The sequence below is a fragment of the Pseudomonas sp. LAMO17WK12:I1 genome (genome assembly GCF_900177315.1).
Classification (GTDB): Bacteria; Pseudomonadota; Gammaproteobacteria; order Pseudomonadales; family Pseudomonadaceae; genus Aquipseudomonas; species Aquipseudomonas marginalis.
This window is the reverse complement of record NZ_FWZV01000007.1, coordinates 46,834-59,509: the sequence shown is the minus strand read 5'-3', so window position 1 is coordinate 59,509 and position 12,676 is coordinate 46,834. Positions and strand designations below refer to the sequence as shown.

Genomic DNA, 12,676 nt, shown 5'->3' with positions numbered 1-12,676 from the left:
CGTTACCAAATGTGAGTCCCTATCATTTGCGCTTATTTTGCAAATGAGAGACCGCACCCATGTTGGCACCCAAGCGCCTCCTGACTGCCCTGGCATTCACCCTGATCGGCAGCACCTCCGTGCAGGCAGCCGACGAAGTGGTGGTCTACTCCTCGCGTATCGACGAACTGATCAAACCGGTGTTCGACGCCTACACCCAAAAGACCGGTGTCCAGGTGAAGTTCATCACCGACAAGGAAGCGCCGCTGATGCAGCGCATCAAGGCCGAGGGCGAAAACGCCACCGCCGACCTGCTGCTCACCGTGGATGCCGGCAACCTCTGGCAGGCCGAGCAAATGGGCATTCTGCAACCGTTCACCTCCCCGGTAATCGACAAGAACATTCCCCTGCAATACCGCTCTTCGGCGCATGCCTGGACCGGTTTGAGCCTGCGCGCGCGGACCATCGCGTACTCCACCGACCGGGTCAAACCGGGTGACCTGACCACCTACGAAGCCCTGGCCGACAAACAGTGGGAAGGCCGCCTGTGCCTGCGCACGGCGAAAAAGGTCTACAACCAGTCGCTGACGGCCACCCTGATCGAAACCCACGGCGCGGCCAAGACCGAAGAAATCGTCAAGGGCTGGGTGAATAACCTGTCTACCGACGTATTCTCGGATGACATTGCGGTGCTGGAGGCGATCAACGCCGGGCAATGCGACGTGGGTATCGTCAATACCTACTACTACGGCCGTCTGCACAAGCAGAAGCCGGACCTGGCGGTGAAGCTGTTCTGGCCGAACCAGGGCGACCGTGGCGTGCATGTGAACCTGTCGGGCATCGGCTTGACCAAACACGCGCCACACCCGGAAGCCGCCAAGGCATTGGTGGAGTGGATGACCACGCCTGAGGCGCAGAAGATCTTTGCCGACGTGAACCAGGAATTCCCGGCCAACCCGGCGGTACCGCCGTCGGCTGAAGTGGCGACCTGGGGCAAGTTCGTGGCGGATACATTGCCGGTGGAAGTGGCGGGCAAGCGCCAGGCTGAAGCCATTCGCCTGATGGATCGGGCGGGCTGGAACTAAGTACAATTTGTAGGACGCCGCAGATCCAAATGTGGAGGGGGGCTTGCCCCCGATGTCGGAGTGTCAGTCTACTCATCGTTGACTGATCCACCGCCATCGGGGGCAAGCCCCTCCCACATTGGATTGTGGTGATTTGAAGATTTCATTATTGAGAACCCACCCTTGGCCCACCCCGCCCAACGCCGCTGGTACCTGCCGGTCTTCAGCGTCGCCGCCCTGGTGCTGCTGCCGCTGAGCGTGCTGTTGCTGTCCTGGCAAAGCATCGACGCGCAAATCTGGTCCCACCTGTGGGAAACCCAGATGCCCCGCCTGCTGGGTAACACCCTGACCCTGGTGCTGGGCGTCGGCGTCGGTGTAACCCTGTTGGGCGTCAGCCTCGCCTGGCTCACCAGCCTCTGCGAATTCCCCGGCCGGCGTTGGCTCGACTGGGCGTTGATGCTGCCCTTTGCCATTCCCGCCTATGTGCTGGCCTTCGTGTTTGTGGGCCTGCTGGATTTTTCAGGCCCCGTGCAGACCCTGCTGCGCGAGTGGTTCGGCACCGGCTTGCGCCTGCCGCGGGTGCGCTCCACCAGCGGTGTGATCATCGTGCTGGTGCTGGTGTTCTATCCCTACGTGTACCTGTTGGCGCGCAGCGCATTCCTCGCCCAGGGCAAGGGCCTGATGGAGGCGGCGCGGGTGCTGGGACAGTCGCCCTTGCGGGCATTCTGGCATGTGGCCCTGCCCATGGCGCGGCCGGCGATAGGAGCCGGGGTGGCGTTGGCACTGATGGAGACACTGGCGGATTTCGGTGCGGTGTCGGTGTTCAACTTCGATACGTTCACGACCGCGATCTACAAGACCTGGTACGGCTTTTTCAGCCTGTCCAGCGCGGCCCAACTGGCCAGCCTGTTGCTGTTGGTGGTGATGCTGGTGCTGTATGGCGAACGGCGTGCCCGGGGCGCCAGTCGATCCAGCAATGAACGGCCACGGGGCAAGGCGCTGTACCACTTGCGCGGGTTCAAGGCGGCGGCTGCCAGTGCCTGGTGTGGATTGGTGTTTGCCTGTGCCTTTGTCATCCCGATGCTGCAATTGGTCGCCTGGTTCTGGCAGCGCGGCCGGTTCGACCTGGATGAGCGCTATTCGGGCCTGATCGTCCATACCCTCTACCTGGGTGGCATCGCGGCGCTGATCACGGTCAGCGTGGCGCTGGTACTGGCCTTCGCCAACCGCCTGGCGCCGACCCGGGCGATTCGCTCCGGTATCAGCCTGGCCAATGTCGGCTATGCCTTGCCGGGCTCGGTGCTGGCGGTGTCGATCATGCTGGCGTTCAGTTACCTGGACCGTGAGCTGGTGGTGCCGCTGTCCGGCTGGCTCGGCGGGGCGGGCAAGCCATTGTTGCTGGGCAGTCTGTCGGCGCTGGTGCTGGCGTATCTGGTGCGCTTTCTGGCCGTGGCCTACGGGCCGCTGGAAAACAGCCTGGCGCGCATCCGGCCTTCGTTGCCGGAAGCTGCCCGCAGTTTGGGCGTGAGTGGGCCGCGACTGTTTTGCAAAGTGTATCTGCCGCTGTTGCTGCCCGGCACCCTGAGTGCAGCACTGCTGGTGTTCGTCGACGTGCTCAAGGAAATGCCCGCAACCCTGCTGATGCGCCCGTTCGGCTGGGACACCCTGGCGGTGCGGATCTTTGAAATGACCAGCGAAGGCGAGTGGGCGCGGGCTTCTCTGCCGGCCTTGACGCTGGTGCTGGTGGGGCTGCTGCCGGTCATCGGGCTGATCCGACGCTCCGCCCGACCAATCGGTTAGGTGCCAGTCCTACGGCTTGCGGCTACAATGCGCGGCATTCGGTGCGGTCCGTCCTTCGGATCGAGTCGCTGTACGTTGCTGCAGGCCTTGTCATTCAAGGTGTCCGGCACGAGCAACGGCGCTGCGCACCTTCGCCAAGCCCGGAAGGAGAAACCCATGGGACAGCGTACGCCTCTGTATGACCTGCATCTCGCCCTCGGCGCGAAAATGGTCGATTTTGGCGGTTGGGATATGCCTTTGCACTACGGCTCGCAAGTTGAGGAGCACCATCAGGTGCGGCGCGACTGCGGGGTGTTCGATGTATCTCATATGACCGTGATCGATGTCACCGGCCCCCAGGCCAAGGAATGGCTCCAGCACCTGCTGGCCAATGATGTCGAGCGTTTGCATGGCTGTGGCCGTGCGTTGTACAGCGCCATGCTCAATGAGCAGGGTGGCGTGGTGGACGACATGATTGTCTATCGCACCGAGACCGGATACCGGCTGGTGGTCAACGCCGCCACCCGAGACCAGGACATGGCCTGGATCCAGGCGCAACTTGGCAGCTATCAGGTGCACCTGCATGAGCGGCCCGAGTTGGCCATGCTCGCCATTCAAGGTCCCCATGCCCGGCAGAAGATTGCCGAGCTGGTCACCCAGTCTCGCGGTACCCTGATCCACCAGCTCAAGCCCTTTGAAGGGCATGCCGACGGCGATTGGTTTATCGCCCGCACGGGTTACACCGGCGAAGACGGCCTGGAAATTGTCCTGCCTGCCGATCAGGCGCCGGGGTTTTTCAACGATCTGGTCGGTGCGGGGATTTCCCCCATAGGCCTCGGCGCGCGGGACACCCTGCGGCTGGAAGCCGGCATGAACCTGTACGGCCAGGACATCCATCAGAACGTTTCGCCCCTGGCGGCCAACATGGCCTGGAGCATCGCCTGGGAACCTGCCGAGCGCAACTTCATCGGGCGTGCGGCGCTGGAAGCCGAGTTGGCGGCCGGTGTGCAGTTCAAACTGGTCGGGCTGGTACTGGAAGAACGTGGGGTTTTACGCGCTCACCAGGTGGTTCGCATCGCCAATGTTGGCGAAGGGGAGATCACCAGTGGTAGTTTCTCTCCTACGCTGAGCAAATCCATTGCCCTGGCGCGTGTACCGACGGCGACTGCCGATCGGGCCGAAGTGGAAATCCGCGGCAAGTGGTACCCGGTTCGAGTGGTCAAACCGACCTTCGTGCGCCATGGCAAAACCTTGATCTAACTATTTCCGGCAGGCCAATGGCTGCTGACATTTCTTCTTGAGGACACAGACTATGAGCGATATCCCTGCCGACCTGCGTTTTGCCGAAAGTCACGAATGGGCCCGTCTGGAAGCTGACGGTACGGTGACCGTCGGGATCTCCGACCATGCTCAGGAAGCTTTGGGTGATGTGGTGTTTGTTGAGTTGGCCGAAGTCGGCGCTACGTTTGAAGCCGAAGGCCAGGCAGGTGTGGTTGAGTCGGTGAAGGCTGCTTCGGATATCTACGCCCCGGTTGCCGGTGAAGTGATTGCCGTCAACGAGGAGCTGGGTGCTAGCCCTGAGCTGCTGAACTCCGACCCTTACGGCGCGTGGATCTTCAAGCTCAAGCCAAGCAACCCGGCTGATCTGGAAAAGCTGCTGGATGCGGCTGGCTACAAGGCGGTCATCGGCGAGTAAACGCTAGACCCCTGTGGGAGGGGCCTTGCTCCCTCCCACATTCAACCGTGCAGGGCCACGAGTGTTCAGTCCGCCTTCAGGACCGCCTTTACCGCCGCCACCGACCGCTCCACATCTGCCTCTGTCATCGCCGTGAACATCGGCAACGACACGATCAAACGTCCAACCTTTTCCGCTACCGGGAACATACCTTCCTTGAACCCCTGTGCCCGATACAGGCTCAGCAGGTGAATCGGCGGGTAGTGATAGCCAATGCCAACACCCTGTGCCTGCATTTTCTCCATGAAGGTGGCGCGGGCGGGCAGCCCGTCTTGGCGCTCCGGCAGCACCAACTGGAACAGGTGCCAGTTGCTGTTTTCGAAGTCGGCCGGCGGCAGTTGCGCGCCGTACTTTTCTTCGAAATCACTGCCGAAACATTTGAAGTAGTGCCGGGCCAGATGCTGGCGATGGGCGGTGATCTTCTCGATGTGGGCAAACTGCCCCAGGCCGATGGCTGCAGCGATGTCGGTCATGTTGAACTTGCCGCCCAGTACATCCACGTCCAGGCCGTCGAAGCCGGTGCGGGTGACGCCCTGCAGGCGGTATTTTTCCGCCAGGCGGGCTTCTTCGGCATTGTTCAACACCAGGCAACCGCCCTCGGAAGAGGTGATGTTCTTGTTGGCCTGGAAGCTGAACGATACAAAGTCCCCGGTGGAACCGATGCGTTCGCCATCCCAACTGGAGCCCAGGGCCTGGGCGGCGTCTTCGACGATGCGCAGGTTGTACTTGTTGGCCAGTGCGTACAGCATCGGCATGTCCAGGGGCAGGCCGGCCAGGTACACCGGGATGATCGCCTTGGTGCGCGGGGTGATTGCGGCTTCCACCTGGGCCAGGTCGATATTGCGGGTGACCGGGTCGATGTCGGCGAACACCGGCGTGGCGCCTACTTCCAGGATCACGTTGGCTGTTGCGACCCAGGAGATCGGTGTGGTGATGACTTCATCGCCGGGCCCGATACCGGCGATACGCAAGGCGATCTCCATGGTGCAAGTGCCCGAGTTGAAGGTGCGCACCGGCCGGCCGCCAAAGTATTCCGATAGCTGCGCCTCGAAAGCCTGCACTTTCGGTCCGCTGGTGATCCAGCCCGAGCGCAGTACATCGCCGACCGCCGAGATGGTGGCTTCATCGATGGTAGGTTTGGAGAACGGCAGAAAGGGCTGTTGGCTCATGACGACGAAGGCATCCGTTTCAGATTGGCGATGAGTAAGCGAGGGTTCAGTCCCGGCATGGTGGCACGGTTAGACTGAATATAGCCTGTCGCCTGTGAATGAATCGTCATGCCACGGACACGGAAGTGCCGCTTGAACGGCGGCATGTCCTGTTGCCGGTCAGAAGTACACACGGGTTTCAAAGAACACACTCTGCTCCTTGAGCTTGCCCTTGAGCTGTTCATCACGAGCGTTTATCCGGTTGGTGAAGGTGTTGTAGCCGGTCTCGATACGGCCCATGTCCACGTAGCGCCAACCTGTGCCAAAGGCAATGCGGTCGTTGACCTTGGCATCCAGGCCCAAGCCTACGCTGTAGGCAAAATTATATTGGCGGTGGCTGGCAAAGCGACGGGTGTCATTGCTCTGAAAACCCTCGGCATCAATTTGCGCGACGCCCATCCCCGCCATGCCGTAGAACGAGAGCCAATGGGTGAGCGGTATGTTTTTATAGCCGTTGACCATCAAGCGCTGGCTGTCCGCTTCAAGACGGTTGACGTTGGCATTGAAGGGCGACCAGAAGGAGTCGAAGGTCGAGCTGCCGGAGAGGGTGTATTCCCCTTCCGCGCGCCAGCCATTGGCGAAGGCATAACCTACCGCGTAGGATCCGGTGAATGTTTTAGTGCTATCAGGCGCTTCCACTCGTTCGTTGACGCGCGGGCTGGTCAACAGTGCGCTGGATAGATTCTGGCGTGCACTGTTGAATTTTGCCGAGCCGTACCAGGCCTCTGCCTGTGCATAAGGCGTTGCAATAGCAGTGAGGAACAGAAAGGAAGATAGTTTTCGCATGGTTATCGATTCACTGAGGGGAAGGGTGGAATCGATAGCTTGTCGTCGGGCGAGTGCAGTGATCGAGAGGACTTCTCCTGTTCAATCGTCAACTCATCAGTCTTTGCTGTAGGAAGAAAAGCGGCACAAAAAAGCCGCTCCCAGGGAGCGGCTGTTTTAACCGGCGGTTTTACTCGGCGGCGATAGCGTTTTTCGCCAGGATGGCGTTGGCCAGTTCCATATCCGTGGCCTGCAGGCCAGGGTTATCGGCGCGGACTTTCTGCATGGCGGCTTCCAGGTACGGGCCGCGGATACCGCCGTCGCTGGCAACGAAGCTGCCTGCGTCGTCTTGTGCGGCAACCACCAGCTTGTGGTCCTTGAAGGTCAGGTAGGTCGAGCCGGTCGTGGCGCCCGACGAGATGACATTGCGCCAGAAACTGTCGGCCATGGCTGAACCGACAGGAAGGGAAAGCACAGCGAGGGTAGCGACAGCATATTTAAGACGCATGATGGGTGACTCCGGGTGGGTGATCTGTACCGTTTGATTGCAGTTAGCCCAGCCGAGTTCCATCACTGACTAAACAGTTTCTACCTTCAAGATCACGCCATCCAGGCCCACCACACGCACTTGAGCGCCTACAGGGCTGTCAGGGCCGGTCACCATCCAGACGCCGTCACCGACTTTTACCTTGCCCCGACCCTCCACAATCGCCTGATGCACCACGAACACGCGGCCGATCAGCTCCGAGCCACGCTCGTTGAGCCCCGGCTGGTCACTGGCTTTGGCACTGCTGCGCTGGCGTTTCCACCAGTACACCGCTGTCAATATCGACAGCACAGCGAACAGCAACAGTTGCCACTCCAGCCCGAGCGGCGGCACCAGAAACTTGATCACGCCCACGGCTGCCGCAGCTATGCCCATCCACAGCAGGTAGCCACCGGCGCCGAATACTTCAAGAATCAATAGCACTGTACCCAGTGCGAGCCAATCCCAGAACGAAAGATGCTGCAGGAAATCCCACATGGCGATCGCCTCAGGCTTTCTTGTTGTCGAAGGTTGCCTTGACGATTTCGCCGATGCCGCCGACAGCGCCGATCACCTGGCTGGCTTCCAGCGGCATCAGGATCACTTTGCTGTTATTGGCCGACGCCAATTTGCCAAGGGCATCGATGTATTTCTGCGCGACGAAGTAGTTGATGGCCTGTACGTTACCGGTGGCGATTGCTTCGGACACGACCTGGGTCGCGCGGGCCTCAGCCTCTGCCTGACGCTCACGGGCTTCAGACTCCAGGAACGCGGCCTGGCGCCCACCTTCGGCTTCAAGAATCTGTGCCTGTTTCTTGCCTTCGGCCGTCAGGATCGCCGATGCCCGCAGGCCTTCGGCTTCCAGGATCTGTGCACGCTTGATCCGCTCGGCTTTCATCTGGCCGGACATGGCGGCCATCAGGTCGGCGGGCGGGCTGATGTCCTTGATTTCGATCCGGGTGATCTTGATGCCCCACGGCGCCGTGGCTTCATCGACGGTGCGCAGCAGTTTTTCGTTGATGCCGTCACGCTGGCTGAGCATGGCATCCAGCTCCATGGAGCCGAGCACCGTGCGGATATTGGTTTGCAGCAGGTTGCGGATAGCGTGTTCGAGGTTGTTGACCTCGTAGGCGGCCTGGGCGGTATTGACCACCTGGAAGAAGCACACGGCGTCGATCTGCACGGTGGCGTTGTCGGCGGTGATGACTTCCTGGGGCGGGATATCCAGCACGCTTTCCATCACGTTGATCTTGCGGCCGATGCGGTCCATGACCGGGATGATGATGTTCAGGCCCGGCTTGAGGGTGTTGGTGTACCGGCCGAAGCGCTCGACGGTCCACTGATAGCCCTGGGGTACCACCTTGAAGCCCATGAACAGGATGGCGATGGCCAGGCCCACGAAAAGAAGCAGTACGGTTCCGATCTGCATAGCGATTCCCTATCTGATGGTGTCAGTTAAACGACGTTCGGCGGATTGTAACGGTCTTGTCACCGATAAGAACGGTTTCAGCACGGCGTAATCAACGCATTTGTTACCGAATCCCCAGGCGTCACTCGCAATACCTCGGCCATTGTGGTCAGCCCCGCCTTGACTTTACCCACGCCGGCCATGCGCAGGCCGCACATGCCTTGCGCCACCGCCTCCCTGCGCAGGGACTGCGCGTCGGCGCCTGGCGTGATCAGCGCCTTGAGCGAGTCATTCAGCACCATGATCTCGTAGACCCCGGCGCGCCCGCGAAAGCCGCTGTTTCGACATTCTGCACACCCTACCGCTTCGTGAGCATCGCCCGCCACCCGCTTGCAATGAGGGCACAGCAAGCGCACCAAGCGCTGCGCCATTACGCCCAATAACGTGGCCTTGATCAAATAATGAGCAATGCCCAGTTCCTGCAAGCGGCTGATGGCGCTGGGCGCATCGTTGGTGTGCAGCGTCGAGAGCACCAAATGCCCGGTCAATGCGGCCTGGATCGCCATCTCGGCGGTTTCCCGATCGCGGATCTCGCCGATCATGATGATGTCCGGGTCCTGGCGAAGCAGGGCTCGGATGCCGCTGGCGAAGGTCAGGTCGATATTGGGCTGTACCTGCATTTGGTTAAACGCCGGCTCGACCATCTCGATCGGGTCTTCCACGGTGCAAAGATTGACCTCCCGGGTCGCCAAGTGTTTGAGCGTGGTGTAGAGGGTGCTGGTCTTGCCTGAACCGGTAGGCCCCGTGACCAGGATGATGCCGTTGGTGTGGCGCGTCATGTCGTGCCATCGCTGCTGGTCTTCGGCCGACAAGCCCAGCTCGTCAAAGTCCTTGAGCAGCACCTGCGGGTCGAAAATCCGCATCACCAGTTTTTCGCCAAAGGCGGTGGGCAGGGTCGACAGCCGCAACTCGACTTCTGTGCCTGCAGGGCTTTTGGTCTTGACCCGGCCGTCCTGGGGTTTGCGTTTTTCCGCGACGTTCATCCGCCCGAGGCTTTTCAGGCGGCTGACCACCGCCATCGTCACCTGGGGTGGAAATTGATAGACGTCGTGCAGCAGCCCATCAATGCGAAAGCGCACACGGCCTTGTTCACGGCACGGCTCGATATGAATATCACTGGCCCGCTGGGCGAACGCGTATTGCAACAGCCAGTCGACGATATTGACGATATGCGCGTCGTTGGCGTCCGGCTCCTGGTCGCTGGCGCCGAGGTTGAGCAACTCGACGTTGCCAGGCCCCGCGACCTTTTGATCCGCACCGCTGACGGACTTCGCCAGCCGGTAGAATTCGCTGATACAACGCTGAATGTCCTGGGGGTTGGCAACCACGCGCCTGATCGAGCGCTGGAGCACTTGTGCCAGTCCCGATTCCCAACTGGTGACATGGGGCTGGGCGCTGGCAACGGTGACGGTCTGCGCGTCCACGGCTACCGCAAGGATGGCGTGGCGTTGGGCAAATGCGTGGGACATCAGCGGCACGACCGTTGCGACATCGACCTTCAGCGGGTCGATGCGCCAATAAGGTTGCCCCACATGTTGGGCAAGCCAATGGGTCAGGGTTTCCAGGGAAGGCCCATGGGCGGCGATGCACTCCAACGGGTGCTGGGCATTGCCGGCGGGCAGCGCTGATAAGCGCTGCGCGATGTCGGGAGCAATCAGCCCTCCCTCGACCAGCGCCGGGAGCAACTGATGCAGTTCCAATCGGTGATCAGCAGACATGAAGGTGTTCCTGGGTAGCCTCGGACGACATTTCAGGCTAGCCAGCCGCCGAATATCTTCCTCCCAGCGTATGTTGCAGGCCTTTACCGAGCTGCTGCCGCCACGGCCGCAGGCCCCACGGAATCAGCGCGCCATACATGCAGCGTGCACACGCTGATCAGGTTTCGAATCTTTTCGGCGATCACTTGGGCGCGATGCCAGCTCAGGCTATCCATCACGATATCGATGTTCAGCAGGTCTTCCTGGCGGCTCACGTTGACCTGGCTCGGTGTCAGGAACTGCAACGCAAAATAGTTGAGTACCCGACACAACACATCGGGCTCCGCCTCGGCGACGATCCGGTAATGCGCCTGGCAATGGGTGCTGCTGGCAGCCCACGCATCGACGCGGGTCAGAGGGTGGGTGGTTTCGACGGCATGCATGCTGACTCTCCAGATTCGACTGGAGAAATTTTTACATTCGCTTCGGGAGATTTCTTATCTAAGATGGGCATGATTTGCGATTAATCGAATCGTTCAATTCAGAAAAGACAGCCTTCAAGGTATTTTTATGCATAGCGAATTGGACGCCTACGACCGCCGCATCCTGGCCCTGCTGCAAGAGGACGCCTCGCTGTCCAGCGCGCAGATCGCCGAACAGGTCGGCCTGTCCCAGTCGCCGTGCTGGCGACGCATCCAGCGGCTCAAGGAGGAAGGAGTGATTCGCGGCCAGGTCACTCTGCTGGATCGCAAGAAGATCGGCCTGAATACGCAGATCTTTGCCGAGGTCAAACTCAACGCCCACGGCCGATCCAACTTCACCGAGTTCACCGACGCGATTCGTGGGTTTCCGGAAGTGCTGGAGTGCTATGTGCTGATGGGGGCGGTGGATTTTCTGCTGCGCATCGTGACGTCGGACATTGAGGCGTACGAGCGGTTTTTCTTCGAGAAGTTATCGATGGTGCCGGGGATTCAGGAGGTCAACTCGATCGTGGCGCTGTCCGAGATCAAGTCGACCACCAGCCTGCCAGTATTGCGCTGACAGGATCGGCCTCATCGGGGGCTAGGCCCCCGATGGCGATATTACAGGCGCAGCAGGGTCTTCCAGGCACGGTTCTGATACACCGCAATCGCCTGATGCATGCGCGCATCCAGCGACTCGTCGGTGATCGGCTGGTTGGCCAGTTGCGCCAGCTTGTTCAGCTCGCCGTACAAACGATCCAGTTCCGCAATGTCCACCACGTTACGCGCATGGTGCAGCCAGGCCTGGATGCGTTCGATGCGCGGCAGTTGCTCGGCCAGGTCTTCCGGTTGCTGCTGGTAGCGCGGCAGTTGCAGGGCGACGGCATCGTCGGCCAGCAGGCGCGGCAGCCAGTTGGTGATTTGCGCGGCGCCCTGGCGGTTGCCGCGCACGTTGCGGTCGGCAGTCCAGGTGCGGGCCATCAGCCAGCGTGACATGTTCAGCGAGAACAAGCCCCAGCGCACGTCGTCCAATTCTTCGGCAAACTGCTCGGGTGCGGCTTTGCGGATGTCTTCGTCGTCGTCACCGGCCTGGACCAGCGGGCGCCAGTCTTCCAGCAGTGCATCGAGTGCGCTGCGCAGTTCGCTGGTGGATTGACGCGGCGCGGCCTGGCCGAGGCTGCCGATCAGGGCGCGCAGTTCGCCGAGGTTGTCGACCCAGTCCTGCAGCAGACGCCAGTGGCCATTGAAGCGGTATTGCTCGGCGAGGCGCTGGCTGCTGCCGAGCAGGTGCCACATGATTGCGGCGAAGGCGTCGTCCAGCGGCATTTCGGCGTGGATCTGCGGCGCCGGCAGGCTCAGGGAGTAGCTGCTGGCGTCGTACAGGCGGTAGCCGCGCTCGGCCTTGCTGATGTCACACGGCATCAGTGCGAGGGTGGCGGCCAGCTCGGCGGCCAACTCCAGCAGCGCAGCCGGCTCGCCTTCGCGCAGTTCCAGTTCCAGCTCGCAGATTTCTTCTTTCTGCTTACCCACGACCACATGGCCCAGGTCCAGGGCGGCTTCGATCACCACCTTGGCCTTGCCACGGCCCCAGGCGATTTCGGCGCGCTCGCGCACGAAGTCGGTGGTGAAGATCGGCTTGAGGGTCTTTTTGTCCAGCTCGGCCAGTTGCTCGGGCCAGCAATCGCCGTCGAGTTTCTTTACGTCGAGCTTGGCCTTGGGCAGGTCCCAGTTGTACTCATTGCGTTCCGACAGGCCGGCGACGCTTTGGCCACGGGTCTTGAGGGTCTGGATAATCTCGTCACCGTCCTTGCGCAGGCGCAGGGCGACTTTGGCCTGGGCCAGGTCACGCTCGGGGGTGTCGAAGTACTGGTTCATCAACTCACGGCGTTCCCAGCCACTTTTGTTGCGTTTTTTCAGTAGCGGGTGCTCACGCAGCGCGGCGAGTGTTTCGCGGCTGACGCGGAGCTTGATTTCGGTTTCTTTCTGCATGGCCG

The 12,676-nt window shown here is 61.1% G+C and carries 13 protein-coding genes; 5 read left to right on the top strand and 8 right to left on the bottom strand.

Translation table 11 applies throughout. The annotated features are described in order from the left end of the window. Nucleotides 1-59: 59 nt before the first annotated feature. The 4 genes from B9N88_RS14690 to gcvH all read left to right on the top strand — a co-directional run bounded on the left by B9N88_RS14690 (nt 60) and on the right by gcvH (nt 4,518). Nucleotides 60-1,064 (top strand): extracellular solute-binding protein, encoded by a 1,005-nt coding sequence (locus tag B9N88_RS14690; RefSeq protein WP_027608380.1) that lies wholly within the window; start codon nt 60-62, stop codon nt 1,062-1,064. A gap of 162 nt (nt 1,065-1,226) precedes the next feature. Then, entirely contained in the window at nt 1,227-2,843 is a 1,617-nt protein-coding gene (locus tag B9N88_RS14685) for an ABC transporter permease (protein ID WP_027608381.1), read from the top strand. A gap of 156 nt (nt 2,844-2,999) precedes the next feature. Continuing rightward, entirely contained in the window at nt 3,000-4,082 is a 1,083-nt protein-coding gene (gcvT, locus tag B9N88_RS14680; RefSeq protein ID WP_027608382.1) for a glycine cleavage system aminomethyltransferase GcvT, read from the top strand. Nucleotides 4,083-4,134: 52 nt separating this feature from the next. Continuing rightward, nucleotides 4,135-4,518: a glycine cleavage system protein GcvH gene (gene gcvH / locus B9N88_RS14675; protein ID WP_027608383.1), complete on the top strand. Its 384-nt coding sequence runs from the start codon at nt 4,135-4,137 to the stop codon at nt 4,516-4,518. Nucleotides 4,519-4,583: 65 nt separating this feature from the next. Here the strand turns inward: gcvH and B9N88_RS14670 are convergent, their stop codons facing one another. The 7 genes from B9N88_RS14670 to B9N88_RS14640 all read right to left on the bottom strand — a co-directional run bounded on the left by B9N88_RS14670 (nt 4,584) and on the right by B9N88_RS14640 (nt 10,664). After that, entirely contained in the window at nt 4,584-5,726 is a 1,143-nt protein-coding gene (locus B9N88_RS14670) for a DegT/DnrJ/EryC1/StrS family aminotransferase (RefSeq protein ID WP_027608384.1), read from the bottom strand. A gap of 159 nt (nt 5,727-5,885) precedes the next feature. Beyond that, the gene (locus B9N88_RS14665; RefSeq protein WP_027608385.1) at nt 5,886-6,557 is read right to left on the bottom strand and encodes an outer membrane protein; all 672 of its coding nucleotides are present in this window, start codon (nt 6,555-6,557) and stop codon (nt 5,886-5,888) included. Between the two features lie 163 nt (nt 6,558-6,720). Further along, nucleotides 6,721-7,038, bottom strand: coding sequence for a DUF2388 domain-containing protein (locus B9N88_RS14660; RefSeq protein ID WP_027608386.1), 318 nt, complete (start codon nt 7,036-7,038; stop codon nt 6,721-6,723). 69 nt (nt 7,039-7,107) lie between these two features. Then, on the bottom strand, nt 7,108-7,554 hold the full coding sequence (locus B9N88_RS14655; protein ID WP_027608387.1) for an NfeD family protein: 447 nt from the start codon (nt 7,552-7,554) through the stop codon (nt 7,108-7,110). A gap of 10 nt (nt 7,555-7,564) precedes the next feature. Continuing rightward, a complete protein-coding gene (locus B9N88_RS14650) occupies nt 7,565-8,485 on the bottom strand; it encodes an SPFH domain-containing protein (RefSeq protein WP_027608388.1) in 921 nt (306 codons plus the stop codon). A 77-nt stretch (nt 8,486-8,562) separates the two neighbouring features. Next, the gene (locus tag B9N88_RS14645; RefSeq protein ID WP_027608389.1) at nt 8,563-10,242 is read right to left on the bottom strand and encodes a GspE/PulE family protein; all 1,680 of its coding nucleotides are present in this window, start codon (nt 10,240-10,242) and stop codon (nt 8,563-8,565) included. 83 nt (nt 10,243-10,325) lie between these two features. Then, nucleotides 10,326-10,664 (bottom strand): hypothetical protein, encoded by a 339-nt coding sequence (locus tag B9N88_RS14640; RefSeq protein WP_027608390.1) that lies wholly within the window; start codon nt 10,662-10,664, stop codon nt 10,326-10,328. A gap of 127 nt (nt 10,665-10,791) precedes the next feature. Here B9N88_RS14640 and B9N88_RS14635 point away from each other — a divergent pair, with 127 nt between their 5' ends. Beyond that, on the top strand, nt 10,792-11,262 hold the full coding sequence (locus B9N88_RS14635; RefSeq protein ID WP_010207358.1) for an Lrp/AsnC family transcriptional regulator: 471 nt from the start codon (nt 10,792-10,794) through the stop codon (nt 11,260-11,262). Between the two features lie 41 nt (nt 11,263-11,303). Here the strand turns inward: B9N88_RS14635 and B9N88_RS14630 are convergent, their stop codons facing one another. Beyond that, the gene (locus tag B9N88_RS14630; protein WP_027608391.1) at nt 11,304-12,671 is read right to left on the bottom strand and encodes a CYTH domain-containing protein; all 1,368 of its coding nucleotides are present in this window, start codon (nt 12,669-12,671) and stop codon (nt 11,304-11,306) included. Nucleotides 12,672-12,676: the final 5 nt, after the last annotated feature.